The following is a 24,826-nucleotide window of genomic DNA, read 5'->3' as shown; positions in this document are numbered from 1 at the left end:
GGTCTATATCAACGGCAGCGAGGTCGGCAGCGTCCCCAGCGGCACCGGCCGCCTGAGCGTCCCCGACCTGCCCGCGGGCAGCCACGAACTCGTGGTGGTCGCGCCCGGCTACAGCACGGTCATCCGCGACTTCGAGATCAGCCCCGGCAGGACGACCGAGGTCCAGGCCCGGCAGGCGCGGCGCTAACCCGCTAGGGCGTGATGGAGGAGGCCTTCGCGGCCTCCTTTGCTTTGGGATGTGGAGAGGCCCGCCCCGCAGCTCGAGCCCGCACCAGGGAGAGCCCTGCTATGAAGCTGTCACTACCGTCAGTATACCGACACGGTGCTCCATTGATGGTGCTATATTGATGGCATGGACATACGGATTACCTTGGGAGATTATCTAGACGCCCACAACCTCAGCGCCTACCGCTTAGCCCAAGAAACCAGCGGCAAGGTAGCTAGAGGGAGCATCTACGCACTGGCTAGAGGTGAGGTGAAGCGGGTAGATCTCGACACCTTGGGCGCGGTCATGGAGACGCTCGAGCGGCTTACGGGAGAACCTGTAAAGTTTGACGACCTGCTCGAGGCGGTCGGCAAGCCACCCGCAGGCATAAGCGCCGCCGGCGTTGCCTACACCGGAGATCCCGAGACGGACGAGGTGCTAGACGACCACCCGGACATTCTGGAGCGCCTGGCAAAGCTCGAGCGGGGTGAGGCCAAGCTCATCCCGTGGGAGCAAGTCAAGGCGGAGCTGGGGCTCTGAGGGCACTCCGTTTTCCTGGCACGCCTTTGTGCAGGGGAGCAAGGTGACGAGATTCGCCATCACCCTTACCGACGAAGCTAGAAATGACTTGGGAGCAATCACTGACACCCGCACCCGCAAAGCCGTAGGACGCAAGATCGGTAGCTTGCAGACCGAGCCGGACAAACGTGGTGAGCGCCTTGGCGGCGACCTCAAGGAGCTATACAAGGTCCGGGCCGCTGGACAACGCTACCGGGTGCTGTACAAGATAGGCAAGCTTGAAGGCATAGTCATCGTGGTGGTCATCGGCATCCGTAAGGCGGGGAGCAAGGCCGACGTATACGAGGTGGCCAGAAGGAGGTTGGGAAAGAGATGAACGTCGCGGCAGTCGTCTTGGCAGCTCGGAACGAGGGGGACGAACTCGAGCAGGGCGTGGCGGCCAAGGCGCTCCTGACGCTCGGCGGCAAACCGATGGCCGGCTATGTTCTGGACGCTCTGCGCGCCAGTAGGCATATCGGCGGCGTCGTCTACGTGGGGCCGACGACGCCCGCGCTGGCGGCGCTCGCCGACGAGGTGGTGCCGGGCGGCGAGCGGGTGTCCGAGAGCACCCGGCAGGGGCTCGAGGCGGCCTTGGCGCGCTTTCCGGGGGCCGAGCGTCTCCTGGTGACGACGGGCGACCTGCCCTGGCTCGAGGCGGCGGCGGTAGACGACCTGCTCGAGAACGCGCCCGAGGCGGCGCTGGTCTATCCGGTAGTGGCCCGGCGCGTCTCCGAAGCGCGGTTTCCCCAGGCCAAGCGCACCTATGCGCGGCTCGAGGAGGGCGAGTTCACGGGCGGCAACTTCTTCTTGCTGAAGCCGGGCGCCGTGCCCACGCTGGTGCCGCTCGTCGAGCGCTTCTACCGGATGCGCAAGAACCCTGTGGCCGCCGCCAGCGTGGTGGGTCTGGGAACGCTGCTAAAGTTCGCCCTGGGCCGGCTCAGCCTGGAGGACGCCGAGGCCAGGGTCAGCGCGCTCGCCGGCGTGCCCGTCCGGACCTATCAGACACCCTTTGCCAGCATCGGCGCCGACGTAGACAAGGCGAGCCACCTCGAGGGCTTCAGTGCGCCGCCGCTCGGCAGCTCCCGGTAGAGGTCAGGAGAAGGTCGTCTTGACGTGCGCTTAACCTGGATTCCGACCCCCGGCAGGATGCGGAGGCTGCTATCAAGACTCGAGAGGCAGACGACGAGTAAGCTGTATAACGGTGGCCGCTGCGTCCGCACCCTAGACTGCGACGTGTATCCCTTTCGAAACCTCAGCCTCCGCGCGCCCCGCGGCCTTTCCAAAGCTCTCGCCATGACCGGAACGCCATGACCGGAACGCCATGAACATCGCCGTCTTGCTCCACGGCGGCGCGGGCGGTTCGGGCGTGGTGGCGACCGAGCTCGGCCTGGCCTTCGCCCATCAGGGTCACGACGTGCATTTCGTCGCCGGCCGCCTGCCCTTCCGCCTCGGGGAACTGAGCCTGAGCCTGGCCACGGTCTTCTATCACCAGGTCGAGAGCATGAGCTATCCGCTCTTCGATGCGCCCTTGACGACCTTGGCCGAGGCCTCGAAGCTCACCGAGGTGATCGAGGAGTACGACGTGGACGTCATTCACGCGCACTACGCCATCCCCCACGCCACCGCCGCGATCTTAGCGCGCGACATGTGCCGCCGCCAGCCCCGTCCGGCGGTCGTCACCACGCTCCACGGCACCGACGTGACGCTCGTCGGCCTGGAGCCCGCCTACTTGCGCACCACCCAGTACGCCATCGAGCGCTCGGACGCCGTCACGGCGGTGAGCCGCCACCTGGCCGACTACACCCACGCCGAAATGGGCATAAGACGCGACATCACGGTCATTCCCAACGCCGTCGACCACCGGCGCTTCAAGCCCGGCGGGTCCGGCGAGCTGAGACTGCGCTACGCGCACCCCGACGAGAAGCTGCTCGTGCACGTCTCCAACTTCCGCCCGGTCAAGCGCGTCTTGGACGTGATTCGCATCTTCGCCGAGGTGTCCGAAAGCATCGGCTCGAGGCTGCTCATGATCGGCGACGGCCCCGACCGGCCCCGGGCGGTCGAGCTCGCCCATGAGCTCGGCGTGAGCGGCCGGGTGTCGTTCCTGGGCTCCTTTTTGCGCATCGAGGACGTCCTGGCGATCAGCGACCTCTTCCTCTTGCCGAGCGCCAAGGAGTCCTTTGGTCTAGCTGCCCTGGAGGCGATGGCGAGCGGCGTGCCGGTCGTCGCCAGCCGCGCCGGCGGCATTCCCGAGGTGGTGGTGGACGGCGTGACCGGCTACCTCTGCGAGATGGGCGACGTGCGCGGCATGGCCGAGGCGGCCATCAGGCTCCTCAGCGACCCCGAGCGGCAGCAGGCCTTTGCCGAGGCGGCGCGGGCGCACGCCGTGGCGGAATTTTGCGAGGGCAAGGTGGTGCCGCTCTACGCCGGCGCCTACGGGCGGGCGCTGTCAGGGAGACGCACCGAGCGGCAGGTAGGGACTGGCGTCTAGCTCCCAGCCATCCGTCTTCCAGCCCTCCGTCCGGGCCGCCGCCAGCTTGCCTTGGGCGGCCAAGGCGATCATGGCACCGTTGTCGGTCGCCAGCTCGAGCGGCGGAAAGAAGACCGCCAGCCCGCTCTCCGAAAACCGCTCCCTCAGCCGCCGGTTGGCCGCGACCCCGCCGGCCACCACCAGTTGGCTGTGGCCGTGAGCCGCGGCCGCGCGCCGCGTCACCTCGAAGAGGCTTTCGACCACGACATGCTCAAAGCTCGCCGCCAGGTCGGCCCTGTTCACCTCCGGTTGGCGCTGGAGCAGGAGCGACACCGCGGTCTTGAGCCCGCTGAAGGAAAAGTCGAAGCCCTTTTGGCCCTTCATGGGCAGCGGCAAGGGGACCCTCGCCGGGTCGCCCCCCGCGGCCAGCCGGCTCAGCTCCGGCCCGCCGGGGTAGCCGAGGCCGAGGAGCCGCGCCACCTTGTCGAAGGCCTCGCCCGCCGCGTCGTCGCGCGAGCGGCCGAGCTCGAGGTAGTCGCCCCAGGCCCGCACCGTAAAGAGGCTGCTGTGGCCGCCCGAGGCGATGAGACAGAGAAAGGGCGGGGTGATATCGGCCCCGGCCAGGCTCGAGGCGATGTGGCCCTCCAAGTGATGCACGGCGACGAAGGGCAAAGCGCGCGCCCAGGCGAGCGCCTTGGCGTAACCCAGGCCGACTAAGAGCGCGCCGACCAGACCGGGGCCGTGCGTCGCGGCGACCGCGTCCACCTCGTCCAGCCCCAGCCCCGCCGCGGCCAGTGCCCGCCCCAAGACCGCGTCGATGACCGCCAGGTGCTCACGGCTCGCCTGTTCGGGCATGACCCCGCCGTAGGGCGCGTGGAGCGCCGTCTGCGAGGCGACGACGTTGGCGAGGACCGTATGCCCCCGCACCAGCCCGACGCCGGTGTCGTCGCAGGAGGTGTCGATGCCGAGGATGACCCTGTTGCTCGAACTGTCGCTCGAACTGTCGCTCGAACTGTCGCTCGAAGTCTGGACTGCACGGCTCACGCTGCCAATCTAGCACAGCCGCGGAGCTGTTAAACTCGTCGCCATGACCCACGGCGCAAAGAACGATGATGCAAAGATAAGCACCTACACAAAAGTTCTTGTGAAGTTCTCAGGGCTAAGAGTTACAATCTGGCGAGGGCAAGGGGAGCAGCTTCCACAATTTCTTTTGCATGGCTACTTAACGATATGAACGACGACGTCTCGAGTGACGGAGCCCTGTCGAGCTATTTCAGCCCCAAAGCGCAGAGGCTGAGGCTACCGGGGCACGATTTGGCTTACTACAGCAAGGCCGGGGTTCGCGGCCATCCCAACCCGCATCCCGGCGTCCTGCTCATGGCGGAAGGGCTGAGCCTGGGGGCGCTTCACCTCGTCGACGCCACGGCCGGTGCCGGCCTTCTCGCCCTCGTCGCCAAGGCGAGGGGCCTGGCTGAGCAGGTCACCGTGCTCGAGCCCTCCCAGGCCGCCGGTGCCTGCGCGGCCAGGACGCTGGCGGGCCTCCCCGAGGTGACGCTCACCGCCGCCCTGCCCTGGGACGGCGTAGCGGAGGCCGACGCGGTGGCGCTCGCCCCCGCTACCGACCGCGGCACGGCGCGAGTCCAGGCCGAGATCGACGGGGCGCACGCGCTGCTCAGGACGGGCGGCCGGCTCTACGCGGTCATGCACAAGGACGAGGGCGCCAAGCGCTACGAAGGCTACCTGAAGGAGCGCCTGGGCGCGCTCGAGGTCTTAGCCAAGCGCGGCGGCTGGCGGCTGGTGCGGGGGACGAAGCGGCGAGAGGACGTGAGGCCCGCCCTGCCCATCCGTTTCGAGGCGGCGGGGCTCGAGCTAGCGGCCGAGCCCGGCGTCTTCGCGGCGGGCAAGCTCGACCCCGGCACGGCCGCGCTGCTGGACGCGCTGGAGCTGACGGGCTTAGCGGGGACGAGCTTAGCGGGACAGCGCGTGCTCGACCTCGGCTGCGGCTACGGCCTCCTGGCGCTCAAGGCGGCTGGGGCGGGAGCCAAGGTCACCGGTCTCGACGACGACCTCGCCGCCGTGCGCTCGAGCCGGGCCAACGCGGCCAGCCTGGGTTTGGAGGCCGCCTTTCTTCACTCCGACGTCGACAGCGCGCTTGGGGGCGAGGCGCGCTTCGACCTGGTCCTCGCCAATCCCCCCTTTCACGTCGGCAAGAGGGTGGTCCTGGAAGTGCCGCGGGCCTTTCTCGCCGCTGCCAAGCGGCGCCTCCTGCCCGGCGGCCGGCTCGTCCTGGTCGCCAACGCCGCGCTTCCTTACGAACTCGAGCTGGCGAACTGGTCATCGTGGCGCGAAAGGGCGCGGCAGGGGGGCTTCAAGGTGCTCGAGGCGCTTCGCTGAACCCAGATGAACCCAGGCTTAAACGAAGCAGTAGCCGGGACCCGAGGCGAGCGCCAGCACCCGCCCCCCTTCGCCCGCGAAGTCCCGCATCGCCTCGCGGCAACGCGCGCTGGCCTCGTCCGCGAGGCTGACCGCGCCCAGGCTCGGCCCGGCGCCGGAGAGGAAGACGGCCATAGCGCCCGCCCCGTAGAGCCGCTCGCGGCAGGCGGCCATGCCGGGCACGAGCCTTTCGCGGTAGGGCTCGTGCAGCCGGTCCTCGGCGGCGACGCGCAGGAGCTCGGGCTTGTCGAGGGCCACCGCGAGCGTCCACAGGGCGCTGCGGCTGGTGTTGAAGACGGCGTCCTGGCGCGCGTAGCCCGCGGGCAGGACGGCGCGCGCCTGGCTGGTCAAGAGTTCGAAGCCGGGCACGGCAAAGAGCAGTTGCCAGCGCTTCGGCAGCGGCAGGGATTCGCTGACGAAGCGCCCGCCCCCGTCCGCCGAGACGGTAAAGCCGCCATAGACCGCCGGGGCGACGTTGTCGGGATGACCCTCGAGCCGGGCGCAGAGCTGAAAGACGCCGTACCGGCCCAGGGGCTGACCCAAGCTCCGGTCGGCCAGCGCCGCGCCCGCGACCAGCGCCGCCGACGACGAGCCCAAGCCCCGCGCCAGCGGGATCGGGTTCTGCACCTCGAAGCGAACCGGCGGCACCTCGAGGCCCAACTCGCCGTAGACCGCCCGAAAGCCCTGGTGAACGAGGTTGTCGGCCGTGTCGGGCAGACGACCCTCGCCGCTATAGCGGAAGGCGTCTTGGGCCCAAGGCTCGGCGCGCACCGTGAGCATGAGCCCCAGCGCCAGCCCCAGACAGTCGAAGCCCGGCCCCAGGTTGGCGCTCGTCGCGGGCACCAAGACGGTCGCCGGCCCAAACACCCTTGACGGCCCAAACACCCTTGACGGCCTAGGTAACGGCCTAGGCACCCTTGACGGCCTGCCAGGCCCTGGGAAAGTGCTGGCTGAGGTCGCTGGCGATGAGACCGTCGCCGTAAGCCTCGGCGGCGAGTTCGCCCGCCAAACCGTGGACGAAGACGGCCGCGCAAGCGCGCTCAAAGAGCCTGTTTTGCTCGAGCCAGGCGCCCAGGAGACCGGCCAGCACGTCGCCCGAGCCGCCCGTCGCCATGCCGGGATGCCCCCTTGTGCTCACGGCGATGCGGCCGTCCGGGGCGGCGATGACCGTCGTCCGGCCCTTCATCACCACCACCGCCCCGGCCTTTTCGGCCAGGTCCCGCGCCGCCGCCAAGGGCTCGGCCCGAATCTCCTCGGCAGAGCGCCCCAGGAGCGGCGCCGCCTCGCCGGTATGGGGCGTGAGCACGCAGCGGCCGTGACGCCTCACCGCCTCCCACCAGGCCTCGTCACCCCGCAGCGCGCCGGCGTCGAGCACGGTGGGGACGTCGGCACGCTCCAGCAGCGGCGCGACGAAGGGCCCCGCCTCGTCGGCCAGGCCGGGGCCGAGGACCAGCCCTTGCCGGCGACTCTCGGCGAGCCCCAGAATCCGCGCCACCGCCTCGTCGTTCCAGGCCTCCAGGCCCTCGACGATGAGCTCATCCCAGGCTCCTTCACCGCGCGCGGTCGAGGCCAGGGTGACGAGGCCCGCCCCAGCCCGGAGCGCGGCCTGGCTGGTCAGCTTGGCGGCGCCGCCGTAGCGCCTCGAGCCCGCCACCACCAGGACGGTGCCCACCCGGTACTTGTGGCTGTCCTGTTCGCGCGTGGGCAGCCAGCCCCGCACCGTGTCGCGGCCCAAGAGCATGATCGCGGCGTGCTGCTCGAGGACGGCGGCGGGAATCCCGATGCCGGCGACCTCCCAGCGCCCAAAGGCTTCACGCGCCGGGTAGAAGACGCTGGCGAGCTTGGGTCCGGCGAGCTGGAGGGTCCGCGAGGCCCGGATGTGCGGCCCCATGACCCCTCCGCCGTCGCTACCGAGGCCGCTCGGCAGGTCGATGCTGAAGACGTCCACCGGGCTCTCGTTCACCAGGGCGACGATCTCGGCCAGCTCACCTCCCAGGGCCCGCGTCATGCCGCTGCCAAAGAGCCCGTCGATGACGAGGTCGGCCCTGTCCAGATGGCCACCCAGGCTGGCGGGCTCGAGCCTTCCGGTCCGCCCCTCGGGATAGGCCAGCCAGGCGGCGCGCATCGCCCTGGCCTCGCTAGAGCCCAGCGCGTCTTGGCCCTCGGCGAGCTCGAGCACGCTCACCTGCCGCCCCGCCAGGAGCAGGTGCCGCGCCGCGCCGTAGGCGTCGCCGCCGTTGTTGCCCCGGCCGGCTAAGACGAGCAGGCACCGGGCGTCCGGGTAGTGGCGCAGGGCGGCCGCGGCCACGGCCCTGGCCGCGCTTTCCATGAGCAGCAGCAGCAGGATCCCGGCGTCGGCGGCGGCCTGATCCGCCCTGCGCATCCCTGCGGCGGTAAAGAGCTTCATACCCCAGTCTACCGCCTTGGCGGTAAACGCGAAAGCGCCTCCTGGCAGCGCTCGAGCCCGTTCTGGATGATGCCGACGTCGTTGAGAACGGCGCCCTCTACACTGCGATCACCCAAGGCCTCTTGTTTCCTGGGCGCCTCTTCCTCGATTCGAACCCGCTCGTCTATGCTTATCTCAGGCTCGATCCAGATGGGCTGTGACCTCATTACGGCGCGCTTTTCAAAAGCATTTTCATCAAAACCATAGCGCCTTTGCCCGACAGGCCGTAGCGGCCTCAAGTGGTAGCCTCATGGCGTGACACGTGCCAGCAAGCTGACCTTCGACCGGGGCACCCTCATCGTCCACCCGCCGCCCGGGGGCAAGCGCTGGATCGACTTCGCCACCTGGGACGACCGCATCGAGAAGTTCCGCATCCCCGCCTTGCACTACCGGGGCTTTTTGGAGGCCGTCAAGGCCGAGGGCGTAGCGGTCGCCGACAAGGCCAGGGGCTTTGAGGCCTTTGTCCTGAGACCCGCCGTGGAGCTCGAGGCCTTTGCCCATCAAAGGGAGGCGCTTGAGGCCTGGACGGGGGCGGGCCGGCGCGGCGTGGTCGTCTTGCCCACCGGCGCGGGCAAGACCTACCTGGCGCAGCTCGCCATGCAGGCGACGCCCCGGAGTACGCTGATCCTGGTGCCGACCCTGGACCTCATGCACCAGTGGTACGCGCACCTGCGGGCGGCCTTTCCCGACGCCGAGGTGGGGCTCTTGGGCGGCGGCTCGAAAGACCGCACGCCCATCCTGGTCTCGACCTACGACTCCGCGGCGATTCACGCCGAGACGCTCGGCAACCGCTACGGCCTGCTCGTCTTCGACGAGTGTCACCACCTGCCGGGCGAGTTCTACCGGGTCGTCGCCGAGTACGCCATCGCCCCCTACCGCCTGGGCCTCACCGCCACGGTCGAGCGCAGCGACGGCAAGCACGAGGACCTGGATACGCTGATCGGCCCGGTGGTCTACCGCCGGACACCCGAGGAGCTCGCCGGGGGCGCCCTCGCCGAGCACCGCGTCGTGCAGATCAAAGTGAGGCTCTCCGAGGCCGAGCGCAAGCGCTACGACGAGCTCGTGGAGAAGCGCAACCTCTTTTTGCAAAAGAGCGGCATCGGCCTGGGCACCTTGGCGGGCTGGCAGCGCTTCGTCCAAGCCAGCGCCCGCTCCGAGGGGGGCCGGGCGGCGATGCTGGCGCACCGCGAGGCGCGAGGAATCGCCTTTGGCACCGAGGGCAAGCTGCGCGTCCTAGCCGACCTGCTGACGCAGCACTACCCGGCGCGCAGCCTCATCTTCACCGACGACAATGCCACCGTCTACCGCATCTCGAGGGACTTTCTGTTGCCCGCCATCACCCACAAGACCAAGGTCAAGGAGCGCCACGAGACGCTTGCCAAGTTTCGCCGCGGCGACTACCCGACCCTGGTGACGTCCAGGGTCTTGAACGAGGGTGTCGACGTGCCCGAGGCCAGCATCGCTGTGGTGCTGTCGGGCACCGGCTCGAGCCGCGAGCACATCCAGCGGTTGGGCCGCATCCTGCGTCCGCGTGAGGGCAAGAAGGCGGTGCTCTACGAGGTGATCGCCGAGGACACGGGCGAGGAGGGCGTGTCGCGGCGGCGACGCGGCGAGAGGGAAGCGGGCCAGGCCTCCTCCAGAGCCTCCTCCAGGACAGCGGCCCCACGCGCCCCGCTCTTCGAGCGCATCGACGACGACGACGCCGCGAGCATCGAGGACCTGTAGTGGTGAGCCTGTAGTGGTGAACCCGTAGTGGTGAACCTGTAATGGTAACCCTCTAGTGTTGCCCAGCGAGCTCCTGATCTACCGCACCAGCGGCGAGGAACTGCTGCCCAAGCGGCTCGAGCCAGGTCGCCGGAACCTCGAGCTGGCAGGGGAAATCATCGGCCTCTATGGGGGCTGCAAGGGCTTGAGGAGGGGCGAGCTCGAGGAGCGCTTGCAGGTCCTGGAAGGCGAGGCCACCGACTACCGCGTCAAGCGCGGCCTGGCCCACATCCTGGCGAGCTCCTTCACCACCTTCGAGACGGTGAGCCCCTTGGAGCCGGAGGCCTTGCGCGAGCGCGTCTTCGGCTTGGCGGCGACGGGGGTTCCCAGCCGCGAAGCGCGGAGCGACCTCCTCGCGCACGTCGCCGCTGCGCTCAGCCAGGCGCTCGAAAGGGAGGTCGCGCCCCAGCAGGTCGAGGCGGGGCTCTACGCCGACCTGCCCGAGAACCAGCTCGTCACCGCCTTCGAGACGCCCTCTTCCGAGGCGCTCCTCCACCGCTACAACCTCGCCCAGGTCCAGGGCGTGCTCTACCGCGCCAAGCGGGTCGTCATCCACGCCCACCGCAACGACCCCGGCGAGTACAAGCTGCTCTTCCGCTACCTCAAGCTCTTCGGCCTGATGAGCTACATCGAGGGCGACCCCGACGTCGGCTTCACCGTCACCATCGACGGCCCCGCCAGCCTCTTTTCGCCCAGCACCCGCTACGGCCTCGCGCTCGCCAAGCTCCTGCCGGCGCTGTTGCACGTCACAAAGTGGAGCATGGTCGCCGAGCTCAAGCCGAGGCTGAGCTATGACGGCACCCCCGCCGTCAGCCGCTTCACACTGGATTCGCACTGCGGCCTGGTCTCGCACTACCCGCCCGGCAGGGCCTATGACAGCATGATAGAGAAGTCCTTTGCCGAGGGCTGGCAGAAGACCGAGACCGAGTGGCGGCTCGAGCGCGAGGTGGACCTGGTCACCCTGCCCGGCTCGGTGATGGTGCCGGACTTCCGCTTAGTGCATCCCGACGGGAGGGCGTTCCTGATGGAGATCGTCGGCTACTGGCGGCCCGACTACCTCAGGAAGAAGTTCGCCCAGGTGCGCCGCGCCCTGCGCGACGACCTCATCCTGGCGGTGTCGGAAAGGCTCAACCTCGAGAAGGCGGGCATCAAGCTCGACAACCTGCCCGCCCGCGTCTTGTGGTTCAAGGGCAAGGTCATCCCCAAGATGGTCTTGCCGCTGCTCGAGTAGATCCTGAACTGAAGGCCGCCCTAGACGGACGACCAGGGCTTCTCCGACACCGGCTGGACCTCAGACTGGGTTGAGCGGGCTGGGTTGAGCGGTATCCGAAGGGCGCCTAGAGCGCATGCCATGCGGGACCGAACCCTAAAGGCCGGCTCTCACGGTAAGGGCCGCTCCGCTATACCCGCTATACTTACCCTGTGCCGAGCACGCTGCTGACCACCAAGCTTCACCCACCGCCCAAGCGCGAGCGGCAGGTGACGCGGGAGCGGCTCCTTGCCGCGCTCGAGGAGGGTGTCAAAGGCAGGCTGACGCTGGTATCGGCCCCGGCGGGCTACGGCAAGAGCACGCTGCTGTCAAGCTGGTACGACAGGACCGATAAGGACGTCGCCTGGCTCTCGCTGGACGAGGCCGACAACGACCCCAGGCGCTTTCTGGGCTATCTCCTCGCCGCCTTGCAGCGCGTCGACGAGACGCTGCGCGAGGCCGGCAGCGCCGTCGCCACCCTCGACCCGGACGACAGCGGCGCCGTCTTGACCTTTATCCTCAACGACCTCGCGCACAACGAGGACGACCTGGTCCTCGTTCTGGACGACTACCACGCCATCACCAGCGAGGCGGTGCACGGCGCGGTGAGGTTCTTGCTCGAGCATAGCCCGGCGCAGTTTCACCTGATCCTGGGAACCCGCAGCGATCCGCCCCTGGCCCTCGCCCGCCGGCGCGTTCGGAGGGAGCTGCGCGAACTGCGCGGCGAGGACCTGCGCTTTGGCGAGGAGGAGGTCCAGAGCTTTCTAGACGTCATGAACCTCAAGCTCTCCAAAGAGGACGCCGCGGAGCTCGCCAGGCGCAGCGAGGGCTGGATCGCGGGCCTGCAGCTCGCCGCGCTGTCGCTGCAGGGGCGCGAGGAGGTGTCCGGCTTTATCGAGACCTTTACCGGCACCGACCGCTTCGTCCTCGACTACCTGACCGAGGAGGTGTTGATGCGCCAGCCGGACGACATGCAGAACTTCCTCGTCCTGACCTCGGTCCTAACGCGCCTGTCTGGCCCCCTCTGCGACGCCGTGACGGGCCTGGAGGGGAGCCAGGCGCGCTTGGAGAGGCTCGAGCGGGACAACCTCTTCATCCTCCCCTTGGACAACCGGCGGGACTGGTACCGCTACCAGGCGTTTTTCCTGGACCTGTTGGGGCACCGCCTCAGCCAGGCGAGGCCGGACCTCCCGCCGACGCTTCACCGCCGGGCGAGCCGCTGGTTTAAAGACAGCGGCTATCCGGCCGAGGCCCTGCGCCACGCGCTGCTGGGCGAGGACCTTGCCGGCGCCGCCGAGATGATCGAGGCGCACCCCCAGGGCGAGGCGATCCGCCGGGAGTTGACGGCGTTCTTGCACGCCTCGGGCAGCGCCGCGCCCCTGCCCGACCTGCTCGAGCAGGCGGTCGCGCGGGGGCTATCGCTGGAGCAACAGAGCCGCCTCTTTCATGACTTCGAGGAGCCCGGTAAAGGGGCCGGCGCGGCTCCGCCCACAGGGGGAGACCGGCTCGAGCCCCTATCGGAGCGCGAGCTCGAGGTGCTCAGGCTCATCGCGGCAGGATGTTCGAACAAAGAGATCGCCCGGCGTCTCGCCATCTCGCTCAATACCGTAAAGACCCACAGCAAGAACATCAACGGCAAGCTCGGCGTGAGCAGCCGGACGCAGGCAACCCTCAGAGCGCGCGAACTCGCCCTGCTCTAGCCTCGGCTGCTCGACATCTCGACACTTCGTCTTGTCATCTCGGCGCCTCGAGGCCGGCGCCTTCACCCTGGGCTCATCCCTGCTCACCCCTAAGGGTGACGACAACTCACCCCGTCGCCTCCTAGACTGATCTCATCGGCGCCTGGACAGGCCAGGCGCGAGAAGGCCTACAAAGGCTTACAGGCGCAAGGTCAAAAGGTAAAAAATCAAAAGGTAAAAAAGGAGCATCATGACGGACAACGAGACGACCCACGACAAGGCCGGTGAAGAGCGCGTCATCACCGAGGAGTTCAAGGTCAGCGGCGAGGCCGTGGTGGCCAAGGTCAAGGAGCTCGTGCGCGAAGGCAACATCCGCCGCATCACCTTCAAGAACGAAGAGGGCAAGACGCTCATCGAGATCCCTCTCACCGTCGGGGTGATCGGCACGGTGCTCCTGCCCGTCTGGGCCTCCATCGGCGCCATCGCCGCGCTCGTCGCCAACCTGACCATCACCGTCGAGCGCCCGGCCGAAAGCTCGCAAGAAGCCTCGCAAGAAGGCGCCGGGCAAGCGAGCAAGGTGCTTGACGAGCCGTTCTAAGCCCAAGACTGCCTCTGGACTTCCTAGGACTTCCTAGGACTTCCTGGGCCCCGAGCCCAGGCAGCGACCCGAAAGCTCAAGCTCCCAAAGGAGGAAAGACATGACCGATCAAGCTCCCTTCACCCCTCGGCCCGGTGCCAAATCCAGCCGCCCCTTCTTGGCCTCCCTGATGGGACTCCTCCGGGAACTGGCCCGTGCGCTGAGCAGGCTCGTCGAACGGGGCAACGACCGGCAGTTGATCTTGAGGAGCGCCGACGACCGGACGCTGCTGCGTATCCCGGTGACGCTGGCCGTGCTCCTCGGCCTGGTGCTCCTGTGGCAGGCCACGCCCTTTGTCATCGTCGCCGTGGTCGTGGCGCTCGCCCTCAAGGTGCAGTTCATCGTCGCTACCGAGGTCAAGGAGAGCCCGCCTCGAGCAGACAAGCCCGTCCGCTAAGCCCGTCCGTTAAGCCCGTGTCGGATCCAGTGCCGAGGGCTCGAGCTCTGTCCTCGAGCCCTCCCTTGGCCGCCGACACCCATACCGCCTCCAAGGGACGATGGGCGGGTGATCCAAGGGGGAGCGGATCGCCCGTCTCGCCATGCTAGGATGCGAACGTGCGGAGACTGCAAGCGCTGGCACCGATGGTTATTTACGGGGCCCTGTTTGGCCTGAGCCTGGTCGCCATCAATCCCTGGGGTTCCGGCCGCGGCGAGATATGGACCTCGCCCAAAGTGGTGGTGGTGGCCGTCATCACCTTGCTGAACCTCGGCTTTCTGCTGCTCTTCCGGCTGAGCCTTCAGTCCGGCCTGCTCGGGCGCCTTCTAAAGCAGTCGCTACAGCAGTCGCTACAGCAGTCGCCTCTGGCTCCGTCTCCTGCCTTGCGATGGGCCGGGCTGCTGTGGACGCTCTTCCTCCTCTCGGGTCTGGTCACGACCTTTTTGAGCCCGTCGCCGCAGAGCTCGTTGCGCGCCCATCCGGAGATGGGCGACGGCTGGCTCTACTGGCTGCTGGTCGGGGCCTTCTTCCTCAGCAACGCCCTGGTGCTGCAGCTCAACCCGAGGCTGTTTCGCGTCCAGCTCTTGGGCATCTTGGCGGGCAGCGTTCTGCTGGCCGGCGGCATCTTTCCCCAAGTGTTCGACTGGCGGCTCGACTACACCGCCACCTCCGGGCAGGTGAGCGCACGCTACCCCACCCTGCTGGTCAGCACCATGCGTCAAGACCAGATGCCCGGCGGCTTTTTCACCAGTCGCGGTCACGCCGGCTTCGTTCTCGCGGCCGCGTCGATGCTCGCGCTCGTAGGCCTGTTGCGCGGCTGGCTCAAACCCCAGCTCGCTTGGCCCGGCTACACTCTCATCACCCTGGCGCTCTGGGCCACCTCGACCCGCGGCGTGACCCTTGCCTTCATCGCCGGTTTCGTCTATCTGGTGTGGCGCTTTTGGGGTCGCGCGCCGACACGACGAACGCTCCTCTGGGCCGTCGTTCTCACCGGCCTGACCTTCGGGCTGTTCGAGGGCGCGAACAGCCTGCAAACCCTCCGCTACCGCGACTTTCCCTCCGTACAAGCCGACCCGCGCACCCTCTCCTCGGCGCGCACCCACCTCTGGGAAACCGCGCTTCGCGCTATCACCGAGCGGCCGATGTTCGGCTGGGGCTTCAACGGCTTTGGGCTCTCCTGGCCCTTTGTCGCCGACTGGGACAGATACCGCTACCGTCTCTCGGAAGGGGTGCCCGTCGCCGAGATCGTGAGCGTCAACAACAACAGTTTCCGCTATATCGGGACGGATGGCCAGGAGTACGGCGGCGGGGTGCTCACCAACAAGGCGCACAACCTCGTCTTGGACCTCACCGTGTCGGTGGGGGTGGTCGGGCTTTTGCTCTACGCCGCGCTCTTTGGCTACGCCCTTTTCAGCACCTTGCGCAACCCCGCCCGGAGCGGGCTGGAGGTCCTGGCCGTCGTCTACCTCGTTTATTGCTTGACCTGGTTCGAGTCCGCGCAGTACAGCCACCTGGCGTGGTGGGCGCTCAGCGCCGGGATTGTCTACCGAATACCCAGGGCTCGAGCCCGTCCGGACGGGGCTGCTCCCTCTAGGCCCGGCAGCAGCGGCTCGAGCTCCTGAAAGAAGCCGATAAAGAAAGGACCGGGGCTCTTTACCCCGGTCCTCAATTACAGTAGCTGAGTCAACGCAGGCGTGACTCGGATCAGACCATCAGGGCCTTAGTTGCCTTCACCGCCGGTTACGCCTTCACCGCCGGTTACGCCTTCACCGCCGGTTACGCCTTCACCGCCGGTTACGCCTTCGCCGCCGGTTACGCCTTCACCACCGGTTACGCCTTCACCACCGGTGACGCCTTCGCCCTCCGTGTCATCTTCCATGTCCTCTTCCATGTCCATGTCTTCTTCCATGTCCATCATCGGTTCCATATCCATGACCGGATTGCCTTCGGGGGAAACCACGTACCAACGCCCGCCAACGTCCTGCCCATTGGTGTCACCGGGGTTTTCGTCGTCGGCGAAGTAGTACAGGGGCCAGCCGTTGTAGGTGACCTGAGTGGTGCCGTCATCACGCTCGGTCGTGCCCAGGAGCGACTCGTCGACGCCTTCACCGGCTACGGCTTCACCTTCGACCAGCAGAGGCGGCCACCGCTCGGCACACTGGTCGTAACAGGTGCTCATGCCGCTACCGCTCATCATGGCCATGTCGTCGGTCATGCCTTCGCCACCAGTCACGCCTTCACCCATGACGCCTTCGCCACCGGTGACGCCTTCGCCACCGGTGACACCTTCGCCGCCGGTAACACCTTCGCCACCGGTGACGCCTTCACCCATGGTGTCTTCGTCCATCATGCCTTCATCACCGTTGGCGTCATTGAGGAACAGATAAAGGGTCCGCCCTTCGGCGTCGGTGAGGTATTCACCCAAGGTAGCGTCTTCAGAAACCTGAACCTCCACCATAGCTTGCTGTGCGAAGGCCAGGACGAACATCAGAACAGCGGCCAGACCAACAACTTTGGACAACTTTTTCATGATTGCCATCACTTTCTTGCTTGAATTAGAATCAACAGGGATCTTTCACGACGTGAACTGCAGGGGAAACGAACAGCGAAAAACGGTTTGGAAATCCTGCTTATACCTGATACCACCCTTATACCTGATACCACCTCCGTAACCTTGATTGTAGGGCACCGCCGCTAGGAACAACTGTAGTGCATAGCCATGAAGCTGGGGCGAAATTCCTAATCACCACTCCACCGGGTCCGGCCTCGAGTGTCACGTCAGTCATTCGGCTCCGGCGCGGCAGCCGAGGCGCCTCCTGAAGACCCTTGCCGTGCTAGGGTATAAGCCGAGATGTTAAAACCGAAGCTGGTCGTCACAGCCGTTCACGAGGTCACCCCCAAATTGCTGAAGGCACACGGGCTGCGGGCGGTCATGGTCGATCTTGATGACACCCTGGTCGCTTCAACCGGGGTCGCTTCAACCGGTGCGGGTCTGGTGGACTTGGACGCGCGCTTCACGGCCTGGGCCCTCAGCCTGCGCGAGAGCGGCATACCCCTGCTCATCCTCTCCAACGGCACCTCGGCCCGCGTCAAGCACTACGCGGCACTGCTCGGCGTCCAGGGCTTCGCCATGGTAGGCAAGCCCTCGCAGGCGGCCTTCAGGCGGGGCCTCGACCTGCTGGGTACGCCCCCCCGGCAGACCGCCATGGTGGGTGACCAGCTCTTCACCGACGTGCTCGGGGCGAACCTGGCGGGCATGACCTCGATCCTGGTCGAGCCGCTGTCGGCGGGCAGGTTGCCGCACACGCGCCTCTTGCGCCGGCTCGAGAGGATGATTCTGGGGAGGCAACGTGGCGACCCTGTCCCTTGGCGATAAGCGCCTCGGCGCGGTGCTCTTGGAACAGGGTTACCTGAGCGACGAGACCCTGAAGAGGGTGATCGGCCGGCAGGCGGAGACGGGCGGGCGGCTCGCCGATGTCCTGGTGTCCACCGGTGCGATCTGCGAGCGGCGCCTGAGCAGGGCGGTCGAGGAGTCTCTGGGCATCCCGCTCGTCCACCTGCCGCGCTTACATGTCGCGGCCGAGGCGCTGGCAAAGGTGCCCGCCGCGCTCGCCAAGGAGGTCGGCGCGCTGGCCTTTTCCTTGGAGGACCAGCACCTGCGCGTGGCCTTCTTGAACCCGCTGGACGCCCCGGAGATCGAAAAGATCGAGAGTGCCTCGGGCTGCAGCGTCGAACCCCACGGGGTACTGCACAAGGAACTGCAGTGGGGGCTCGCCACTTACTACCCCGAACTGGGCTTGGAGCCTCCCGAAGACCTGGCCGTCGATCCGGGCAGCCGCCTGGGCGCCTTGGCCGTGAACGAGGGCCTCCTCAGCGCGGCGCAGCTCGAGGCCGCCCTGGCGCGGCAGCGGCGCACGGGCGGGCTCCTCGGGCGCGTGCTCGCCCAGGAGGGCCTCTTGGACGAGGTGCAACTCGCCGCGCTCCTCGCCAAGCAGGCGCGGCTGCCTTTTGTAGAGACGCTCGAGCCGCGCGGCGAGCAGGAGGGGCTGAGCGCCGCCCTCCTGCGCCTCGACGCCGTGCGCTTTGGCGCGGCGCCCTACAGAGCGGCGCCCTACCAAGAGGACGGCAAGCTCGTCGTCGCCCTCAGCGACCCGCGCACGGCAGGCGACCTGCTCGCCGTCATGAGCAGCCCCGTATCGTTCGTGTGCGCGCCCGAGTCGGAGGTGCGCAAGCTCATCGAAGCCGTCTACAGGGGCGAGAAGGAGCATCTGGGCGAGACGCTCGTCAGGCACGGCGCGATCAAGCGCGAGCAGCTCCGCTGGGCCTTGGGGGCGCAGCAGAAGAGCGGCGGCGCGAGGTCGCTTGGCGAGGTGCTTATCGACCTCGGCTACGTCTCGCCGGGAGACATCGACGAGGCGCTGAACCGTCGCCGCCCGGGCGGCAACCGGCTCGAGGACACGCTGGTCCAGTCCGGCAAGGTCTCCCCCGAGATGCTGGCCCGCAGCCTGGCCATGCAGCTGGGCTACGAGTTCATCGAAGCCGGCAAGGTCCAAGTAGACCCCGCCGCCGCCAAACTGCTCCCCGAGACCACCGCCAGGCGCTACACGGTGATGCCCGTCAGGCTGGACGGCAACAGTCTGGTCCTGGCCATGAAAGACCCCCGCCACGTCTTTGCCTTGGACGATGTCAAGCTGATCACCGGCAAGGAGATCAGGCCGGTGGTGGCCACCGAGGAGACGCTTGTCAGCCTCATCAACCGCTTCTACCGCAGCGGCGAGGACCTGGGCGAGCTCGCCCGGGCCCTTTTGGACGAGGTCGGCCCCAAGCAGAAGGAGACGCTCGAGCTCCTGGACAACTCGGCCATCGACGATAACGCCGTGGTCAAGGTGGTCAACAACATCATCCGCGAGGCCGTCCTCGGCGACATCTCGGACATCCACTTAGAGCCCCGGCCCGACAAGGTGGTGGTGCGGGTGCGCAAGGACGGCACCTTGCGCGAGTACATGACCATGCCCAAGGCCACGGCCGGCGCGCTCGCCGCTAGGATCAAGATCATGGGCGGCTTGAACATCGCCGAGCGCAGGTTGCCCCAGGACGGCCGGGTGCGCTTCAAGGACAAGGCCTTGGACGTCGATCTGCGCCTCTCGACCCTGCCCACCGTCTACGGCGAAAAGACGGTCATGCGCATCCTCAAGAAGGCTGCCAGCATTCCCGACATCGAGCAGCTCGGCTTCGCCGACCACAACTTCACGCGCTTCGAGGGGGTGATCCACAAGCCCTACGGTATGTTGCTCATCACCGGCCCGACGGGCTCGGGCAAGTCCTTTACCACCTTTTCGATCCTGAAGCGCATCGCCACGCCCGAGGTCAACGTCACCACCATCGAGGACCCCGTCGAGTACGAGATCCCCGGCATCAACCAGACCCAGGTCAACGTCAAGGCCGGCATGGACTTCGCTAGAGCCCTGCGCGCCTTCTTGCGCCAGGACCCGGACATCATCATGGTCGGCGAGATCCGCGACACCGAAACCGCCAAGACCGCCGTCGAGGCCGCCTTGACCGGCCACCTCCTGATCGCCACGCTGCACACCAACGACGCCGCCGGTGCGGTGACGCGCCTCCAGGAGATGGGCGTCGAGCCCTTCAACGTCTCGGCCTCGCTTCTGGGCGTGCTCGCCCAGCGCCTGGTGCGCAAGGTCTGCACGGGCTGTAGGGTCGCCTATACGCCCGCGCCCGAGGTCCTGCGCTACCTCGGCATGACCGACGAGCAGATCAAGGGCAAGAAGCTGGTGCGCGGCGTCGGCTGCGACCACTGTAACGGTTCGGGCTACAACGGCCGCCACGCCATCCACGAGTTCCTGGTCGTCGACGACGCCGTCGAGACGGCCATCGTCCAGGGCAAGTCCGCCGGCGAGATCAAGGCGCTGGCAATGGCGCGCGGCATGCTCACCCTGCGCGACGACGGTGTCGCCAAGGCGCTCACGGGGATCACCACGCTCGAGGAGGTCCTGGCGCGGACGACGGACTAGATCCAAAACTGAAAATTCAAAATGGTTAATTTTGCTGCGAGGGGAGAAGCTGTGGACAAGAAGGAAACGCAAGACGAGGCCGACATCGTCGATCTCCTCAAACTTTCGGTGGAGCGCCGGGCGTCGGACCTGATCCTCACCGTCGGCCTGCCGCCGATGCTGCGCCTGGGCGGCGAGTGGTGCAAGACCGAGTACGGCCCCTTGAACCCCAACCTCACCCGGCGCCTCATGTACTCGATGATGGACGAAAAAAAGCAGCGCACCTTCGAGGAGACCAAGGAGCTCGACTTCGCCTTTCAACTGACCGGCTACGGCCGCTTCAGGGTCAACGCCTATTTCCAGCGGGGCGCGATCGGCGGCGTCCTCAGGATGATCCCCGAGGAGGTCCTCGGCTTCGACAAGATGGGCCTGCCCAAGACCGTCGCCGACGTGGCCCGGCAGCCTCGGGGCCTGGTCCTGGTGACCGGGCCGACGGGGTCGGGCAAGTCCACCACCCTGGCGGCTATGATCGACCTCATCAACAAGGAGTACCATAAACACATCGTCACCATCGAAGATCCCATCGAGTTTTTCCATCAACACCAGAACTCGATCGTCAACCAGCGTGAGATCGGCGAGGATACTTTGGGCTTTCAGAAGGCCCTGCGGGCCGCCCTGCGTCAAGCGCCCGACGTGATCTTGGTCGGTGAGATGCGCGACCACGAGACCATCGGCGCCGCCGTGACCGCCGCCGAGACCGGCCACCTGGTCATGGGCACCTTGCACACCAACTCGGCGCCCGAGGCCGTCGACCGCATCATCGACGTCTTCCCCGAGGCCCAACAGGCTCAGGTCCGGGTGCAGCTCGCCAACAACCTCCAGGCCATCCTCACCCAGCAGCTCGTGCCCAAGGCGGGCGGGGGCGGCCGCGTGCTCGCTTACGAGTTCCTGATCGCCACCCCGGCGGTCCGCAATCTGATCCGCGAGGGCAAGACCCACCAGATCCTCTCCGCTATCCAGATGGGCGGCCAGCTCGGCATGCTCACCATGGACGCCTGCTTGGCCGAGCTGCACCTCAGGCGCACCATCTCCTTTGAAACGGGCATGGCGCGGGCGGTAGACGCCAAGGAGTTCGCGCGCCTGGTCGAAACCGGCGGCGTGCGCGGTGAGGCGGGCAAGCAGGCACCCTCATCCCAAGCGCGCCCCCAGCCGCCCGCCCCGAGCGGAATCGGCCGCGGCGGGCGGGGCGGCTGAGCAGCCAAGCATCTCCGCTACGGACACCGCCCATTGAACACCGTCCAGTGGCGATTTCCTTCTATACTCCTTCTATACCGCTGTTCTTATGGTGGAGCCTATCGGACTCGAACCGATGACCCTCTGCTTGCAAAGCAAATCGTAGCCGTAACGCTGTGTCACCGAATGTCCTAGATGCCCCTCACAGACACTACCGACGTCACGGTCCGCCACGCTTCAAAGCCTACTTTTACGATACCGTTATGGTCAAAATTATGGTCAAAGCTCATGTGGTTTTTGGTAGCCGCAGTGCTTGCTGGGCAGTACAGCTTCACGGATATTGACAGCAAGAACCCTCATCTGACTACACCTGAGGAAACTTAGTGCAACTCTAAATTGAAGACCTTGGGCAGAGCGGACCGTTTAGATGACGGTCGTGTCCGGCATGCGGGTTACGGCTAGAGCTAAAACGGCCCGTCTCGATGCTAGCGAAAGCTAATTCGCTGAACGTAGGGCTCTAGACCTAACACTACTCTTCCTCAAACCCGGCGTTCGTGAACCTGAGCGTGCGGCTATTCTCCGTCACGGTGCGTACCACATGCTCCGGCGCACCTTTGTCGAAACGGGCGCGCAGCTCGAGCGTAATCTCGACCTCGGCCCCCTCGAGGCTGCTCAAGTGCTGCACGACCGCATCGGCGATGCTGCTAGCGTCTCGGATGAAGCGGGTCGAACTTAGCTTGACGGAGCCGTAAAACCGCTTAAGCTCCGCCTCTTTGGGTGGTAGAGGTGGATTCGGGCCAGGCCCAAGCGGGTCTGCTGCGGCGTCAGGGGGAGGTAGGGTGAGCGGGTCAGGGTCTGTTATCACCCGTTCGGCTTCAAATTGCCGAGCGGCAACGTCAGGGTGCACGAGTAACCCCTTATTGAGGTCAAGGGGGACGTCACCGGTGCGAAGGCCCAGATAGCGCCCCTTTTCGGGGTCGTAGCCGTCGGCGTAAGCAAACGACTCGACCGACCAGGTGAGCAGCCTCAGACCGTCTCTGACCGCTTGGAGCAGCACCTGTGAGTCCTTGAGCCTCGGCAGGTACAAATAGCTGGCAAAGTCTTCGGCGAGCTGTTTGAGGCCGACGTGGTTATCGCGCCAGAGCGGTACGCCGTCGAGCTCACGCCTGAGCAGCGTACCGGCCAACACGGTGATCAAATAGTCGTCGGCCCGCAGGCGTTTGGCCGCGCGCGTCACCAGACCCTCTTTCGCCGTCAGCCGCAAATCCTCCCACATCACCGCGCCGCGCGGATCGGGTTGGCTGGGGATAAGGAGCCACTGAAAAGCCTCGGGGATGCGGGAGCTGACGGTCTTGTCCGCGTCCGCCACCTTGGTTCTAGCCTGATTGCGCTGGAAGGTATCGAGGTTAAGCAGCTCCTGCTTGGCGTCGGTTTCGATGGACTTCCAGGCGAGGTAAGCGCGGACGGCCCCCTCGAGGTCTTTCAACCTGGCCCCGTCGGCGGCCAGGAAGACAAGCGTGTTTTTATAGGTGCGAGCGCCCCCGCCGCGCGTCTCTAAAAGCTTCGCGGCTTCGCTCAGAGCGGCGCTCTCTCTGGCCTTGCCTATATGCGCCGAATTTGGCCCCAAGATAACCAGTCCCGCACCCGGTTCGTTGGGTACGTCGCTGCTCGAGTCCGGCATCACATGCACGCGGGCGAAGTCGGCGCGTGTCGCCGCTTCAGTTTGCAGGCGGGCGCGGATCTCCTCAAATACCGCGTCTTCCGAGAGGTCGCCGGAGCGGTCTTGGGCAAGCCTCGAGACGCTAGGCTGGGTCGCGTACCAGTAACGTTCGCTGTTGACGTAGAGGTGTGTGGCCTGGTCGGTCAGCCGCCGCAGCGCGTCGCCAAAGGTCGAGATGGTCTCGCCCGGTTGCGCGCAACCCAGCTTGACCGTCTCCGCCGTGACGCCCCGGTTCTCCGAGCGCAGCGTCGGCGCGGAGCCCAGATAGAGCGTGCGCGCCACACGCCGACACGCCGAGTAGCGGCCCAGGTTGGGGTACTCCCGGTCGAGCTTTAAGGGCAGCGAGTCGGGACCGTCTACGTCCTTCTCGAGCACCGGCAGCCAGTTGTCCTCCAAGTAGCGCGTCAGCTCGGACTGAACCGGGGCCGCGTCGATGGGGATGGTCGCGGGCAAGATGAGCAGGTTTTTGTCCTGTCGCTCCCACAACTCGTGGATCACCGCCGCCATCAGCCGCAGGACCCCACGCGTGCGCTGAAACTTCTCCAACGAAGACCAGTCGGTATAGAGCCGCTCGAACAACTCGGGATGGATCGGGTACGCCGCACGCATCCGGCGTTCGTATTCGGCCTCACGGGTCGCTGCGGGGAACTCACCGGCGTTGTCGCGGTAGAGCATCATGCACGCCTTGATGACCGCGTCGCGCTGTGGATACTGGTCGGGGTTCATCTCTTGGAATAAGCGCCGCCGGACGATCTCAAAACTTTCGTCGCTGCTCGCTGGACGCCACGCCGACTCGAGCCGCCCGATGGCGTTCTTGAGCCGTTCCAAGGCCAACTGCCCGCGCTCGCCCCCGACTTCGATGTGCGTCCCGCCCTGCCCTGGCGCGCCCATGTTCGACTCGCTCGCCGGGATGCTGACGACCAACAGGGTCTGCGGCGCAGCTTTGGCGGCTTCGGTGAGCGTCTGCGCGAAGGTGAAGTGCGTCTCGAAACTTCCGCCGGGCAAGTCGCTTTCGCTGTGCAGCTGCCGCGCGTAGGCCACCCACTCGTCGATGAGGATGAGGCACGGCCCGTACTTGACAAACAGTTTGCGCAGCGCGTCACCGGGGTTGGTCGAGGTCTCGTCGGCCTCGCGCAGCATGTCATAGCCTTCGCGCCGCCCGAGCTGGTAGGCGATCTCGCCCCAGAGCGTCCGCACCACGGTGCCGTCGGCTTTGTGGCTCGGCTGCCCAGGTGAAATCTTGTTGCCGACCAAAACCACCCGCTTGACGCCGCTCGGGCGCGCTGTCCCGACCTGTTCCAAAACCGGCTCGAGCCCCGGCAGGTCGTTTAAGCTCTTGCCGCCGACGAGGTGATACAAGGCCAGCATCGAGTGCGTCTTGCCGCCGCCGAAGTTCGTCTGAAGCTCGACGACCGGATCCCCGCCACGACCGGAAAGCCGCCGTAGGGCGTTCGTCAGGAGCCCCTTTAAACCTTCGGTGAGGTAGGTGCGGCGGAAGAACTCGGTGGGCTCCATGTACTCGCTGCTTGCCCCCTCACCGATAAAGACCTGCCACAAGTCAGCGGCAAACTCGGCCTGCCGGTAGGTGCCGCGCGCCACGTCTTTGTGCGGGGTGATCAGCTCGCGCCACGGTCTCAGGGCTGCGTTAGGCGTACCTTCGACTGCTGATACCTTGGCGATCTTGCGGGTCTCGCGCCGGGCCTGCTCCTCGTAGACTTGGCGGCGCAATTCCTGTTTGCTGCGCTCGAGTTCTGCGGCTTCGGGAGCGGCGCTCACCGCGTTCAAAAGCCGCACCATCGTGTCGAGGCCACGGTCAGCGTCGTCGCTGCTAAACGTCTTTTGGTCCTCCCAGCCGTTGCGAACTTCGCGCAGCTCGCTGACATAGGTGCGCTCAGCGTGCCCCAGCGTGCGCCGGAACACCTCATTCCACTGCCCCCACATCAGTACCAGCAGCGCGTGTACGTCCATCTCGCTCTTGCCGTCCATAAACT

Annotated in this window: 21 protein-coding genes; 15 read left to right on the top strand and 6 right to left on the bottom strand. The window is 66.6% G+C overall.

The features are described 5' to 3' along the window. The 5 genes from M3498_01360 to bshA form a co-directional block, all read left to right on the top strand. Window positions 1-187 (top strand): PEGA domain-containing protein (locus M3498_01360; GenBank protein ID MDQ3457944.1); only part of this gene is annotated, 187 nt, incomplete at its 5' end. A 165-nt stretch (window positions 188-352) separates the two neighbouring features. Further along, window positions 353-745, top strand: a complete 393-nt coding sequence (locus M3498_01355; GenBank protein ID MDQ3457943.1) for a helix-turn-helix transcriptional regulator — start codon at window positions 353-355, stop codon at window positions 743-745. 43 nt (window positions 746-788) lie between these two features. Then, window positions 789-1,100 (top strand): type II toxin-antitoxin system RelE/ParE family toxin, encoded by a 312-nt coding sequence (locus M3498_01350; protein MDQ3457942.1) that lies wholly within the window; start codon window positions 789-791, stop codon window positions 1,098-1,100. Further along, window positions 1,097-1,852: a nucleotidyltransferase family protein gene (locus tag M3498_01345; GenBank protein ID MDQ3457941.1), complete on the top strand. Its 756-nt coding sequence runs from the start codon at window positions 1,097-1,099 to the stop codon at window positions 1,850-1,852. Before M3498_01350 ends, M3498_01345 begins: the two co-directional genes overlap by 4 nt. Before the next feature lie 232 nt (window positions 1,853-2,084). Then, window positions 2,085-3,251: an N-acetyl-alpha-D-glucosaminyl L-malate synthase BshA gene (bshA, locus tag M3498_01340; protein ID MDQ3457940.1), complete on the top strand. Its 1,167-nt coding sequence runs from the start codon at window positions 2,085-2,087 to the stop codon at window positions 3,249-3,251. Here the strand turns inward: bshA and tsaD are convergent. Further along, on the bottom strand, window positions 3,210-4,202 hold the full coding sequence (gene tsaD / locus M3498_01335; GenBank protein ID MDQ3457939.1) for a tRNA (adenosine(37)-N6)-threonylcarbamoyltransferase complex transferase subunit TsaD: 993 nt from the start codon (window positions 4,200-4,202) through the stop codon (window positions 3,210-3,212). The two genes, bshA and tsaD, sit on opposite strands and share 42 nt — an antisense overlap. A 258-nt stretch (window positions 4,203-4,460) precedes the next feature. Here tsaD and M3498_01330 point away from each other — a divergent pair, with 258 nt between their 5' ends. Then, entirely contained in the window at window positions 4,461-5,624 is a 1,164-nt protein-coding gene (locus M3498_01330; GenBank protein ID MDQ3457938.1) for a methyltransferase, read from the top strand. A gap of 18 nt (window positions 5,625-5,642) precedes the next feature. On the opposite strand, the gene thrB is transcribed toward M3498_01330, so the two are convergent. The 3 genes from thrB to M3498_01315 are packed head-to-tail and all read right to left on the bottom strand — an operon-like array spanning window position 5,643 to window position 8,276. Continuing rightward, on the bottom strand, window positions 5,643-6,548 hold the full coding sequence (gene thrB, locus M3498_01325) for a homoserine kinase (protein MDQ3457937.1): 906 nt from the start codon (window positions 6,546-6,548) through the stop codon (window positions 5,643-5,645). A gap of 22 nt (window positions 6,549-6,570) precedes the next feature. After that, the gene (locus M3498_01320; protein ID MDQ3457936.1) at window positions 6,571-8,070 is read right to left on the bottom strand and encodes an NAD(P)H-hydrate dehydratase; all 1,500 of its coding nucleotides are present in this window, start codon (window positions 8,068-8,070) and stop codon (window positions 6,571-6,573) included. A gap of 8 nt (window positions 8,071-8,078) precedes the next feature. Further along, the gene (locus M3498_01315) at window positions 8,079-8,276 is read right to left on the bottom strand and encodes a hypothetical protein (GenBank protein ID MDQ3457935.1); all 198 of its coding nucleotides are present in this window, start codon (window positions 8,274-8,276) and stop codon (window positions 8,079-8,081) included. An 88-nt stretch (window positions 8,277-8,364) separates the two neighbouring features. Between M3498_01315 and M3498_01310 the strand changes: the two genes are divergently transcribed. The 6 genes from M3498_01310 (at window position 8,365) to M3498_01285 (ending at window position 15,496) form a co-directional block, all read left to right on the top strand. Then, window positions 8,365-9,834, top strand: coding sequence for a DEAD/DEAH box helicase family protein (locus M3498_01310; protein MDQ3457934.1), 1,470 nt, complete (start codon window positions 8,365-8,367; stop codon window positions 9,832-9,834). Window positions 9,835-9,889: 55 nt separating this feature from the next. Continuing rightward, entirely contained in the window at window positions 9,890-11,104 is a 1,215-nt protein-coding gene (locus M3498_01305) for a DUF790 family protein (GenBank protein ID MDQ3457933.1), read from the top strand. A 191-nt stretch (window positions 11,105-11,295) separates the two neighbouring features. Continuing rightward, a complete protein-coding gene (locus tag M3498_01300; GenBank protein ID MDQ3457932.1) occupies window positions 11,296-12,822 on the top strand; it encodes a LuxR C-terminal-related transcriptional regulator in 1,527 nt (508 codons plus the stop codon). A 229-nt stretch (window positions 12,823-13,051) separates the two neighbouring features. Then, window positions 13,052-13,399, top strand: a complete 348-nt coding sequence (locus M3498_01295) for a DUF4342 domain-containing protein (protein ID MDQ3457931.1) — start codon at window positions 13,052-13,054, stop codon at window positions 13,397-13,399. Between the two features lie 100 nt (window positions 13,400-13,499). Continuing rightward, a complete protein-coding gene (locus M3498_01290; GenBank protein ID MDQ3457930.1) occupies window positions 13,500-13,835 on the top strand; it encodes a DUF4342 domain-containing protein in 336 nt (111 codons plus the stop codon). A gap of 158 nt (window positions 13,836-13,993) precedes the next feature. Next, entirely contained in the window at window positions 13,994-15,496 is a 1,503-nt protein-coding gene (locus M3498_01285) for an O-antigen ligase family protein (GenBank protein MDQ3457929.1), read from the top strand. Window positions 15,497-15,594: 98 nt separating this feature from the next. On the opposite strand, the gene M3498_01280 is transcribed toward M3498_01285, so the two are convergent. Then, window positions 15,595-16,404, bottom strand: a complete 810-nt coding sequence (locus M3498_01280; GenBank protein ID MDQ3457928.1) for a hypothetical protein — start codon at window positions 16,402-16,404, stop codon at window positions 15,595-15,597. A 321-nt stretch (window positions 16,405-16,725) separates the two neighbouring features. Here M3498_01280 and M3498_01275 point away from each other — a divergent pair, with 321 nt between their 5' ends. From M3498_01275 to M3498_01265, 3 genes are read left to right on the top strand one after another with little or no spacing between them, the layout of a single operon-like run. Then, window positions 16,726-17,250: a YqeG family HAD IIIA-type phosphatase gene (locus M3498_01275; protein MDQ3457927.1), complete on the top strand. Its 525-nt coding sequence runs from the start codon at window positions 16,726-16,728 to the stop codon at window positions 17,248-17,250. Further along, on the top strand, window positions 17,225-19,903 hold the full coding sequence (gene tadA / locus M3498_01270) for a Flp pilus assembly complex ATPase component TadA (protein ID MDQ3457926.1): 2,679 nt from the start codon (window positions 17,225-17,227) through the stop codon (window positions 19,901-19,903). Before M3498_01275 ends, tadA begins: the two co-directional genes overlap by 26 nt. A gap of 51 nt (window positions 19,904-19,954) precedes the next feature. After that, on the top strand, window positions 19,955-21,136 hold the full coding sequence (locus tag M3498_01265; GenBank protein MDQ3457925.1) for a type IV pilus twitching motility protein PilT: 1,182 nt from the start codon (window positions 19,955-19,957) through the stop codon (window positions 21,134-21,136). 508 nt (window positions 21,137-21,644) lie between these two features. Here the strand turns inward: M3498_01265 and M3498_01260 are convergent. Beyond that, the coding region (locus M3498_01260; GenBank protein MDQ3457924.1) for a DUF499 domain-containing protein at window positions 21,645-24,826 on the bottom strand (3,182 nt) is incomplete at its 5' end.

This window comes from Deinococcota bacterium (genome assembly GCA_030858465.1).
In the GTDB taxonomy this organism is placed as follows: Bacteria; Deinococcota; Deinococci; order Deinococcales; family Trueperaceae; genus JALZLY01.
The sequence above is the reverse complement of the archived record's forward strand: the minus strand, read 5'-3'. Positions and strand labels throughout refer to the sequence as shown.

What these genes read in the sequence shown, in the direction of transcription:
- M3498_01355 (MDQ3457943.1), top strand. Translation starts at nt 353, where the DNA reads ATGGACATACGGATTACCTTGGGAGATTATCTAGACGCCCACAACCTC.
- M3498_01320 (MDQ3457936.1), bottom strand. Translation starts at nt 8,070, where the DNA reads ATGAAGCTCTTTACCGCCGCAGGGATGCGCAGGGCGGATCAGGCCGCC.
- M3498_01330 (MDQ3457938.1), top strand. Translation starts at nt 4,461, where the DNA reads ATGAACGACGACGTCTCGAGTGACGGAGCCCTGTCGAGCTATTTCAGC.
- M3498_01315 (MDQ3457935.1), bottom strand. Translation starts at nt 8,276, where the DNA reads ATGAGGTCACAGCCCATCTGGATCGAGCCTGAGATAAGCATAGACGAG.
- M3498_01295 (MDQ3457931.1), top strand. Translation starts at nt 13,052, where the DNA reads ATGACGGACAACGAGACGACCCACGACAAGGCCGGTGAAGAGCGCGTC.
- M3498_01345 (MDQ3457941.1), top strand. Translation starts at nt 1,097, where the DNA reads ATGAACGTCGCGGCAGTCGTCTTGGCAGCTCGGAACGAGGGGGACGAA.
- M3498_01280 (MDQ3457928.1), bottom strand. Translation starts at nt 16,404, where the DNA reads ATGAAAAAGTTGTCCAAAGTTGTTGGTCTGGCCGCTGTTCTGATGTTC.
- bshA (MDQ3457940.1), top strand. Translation starts at nt 2,085, where the DNA reads ATGAACATCGCCGTCTTGCTCCACGGCGGCGCGGGCGGTTCGGGCGTG.
- M3498_01290 (MDQ3457930.1), top strand. Translation starts at nt 13,500, where the DNA reads ATGACCGATCAAGCTCCCTTCACCCCTCGGCCCGGTGCCAAATCCAGC.
- M3498_01275 (MDQ3457927.1), top strand. Translation starts at nt 16,726, where the DNA reads ATGTTAAAACCGAAGCTGGTCGTCACAGCCGTTCACGAGGTCACCCCC.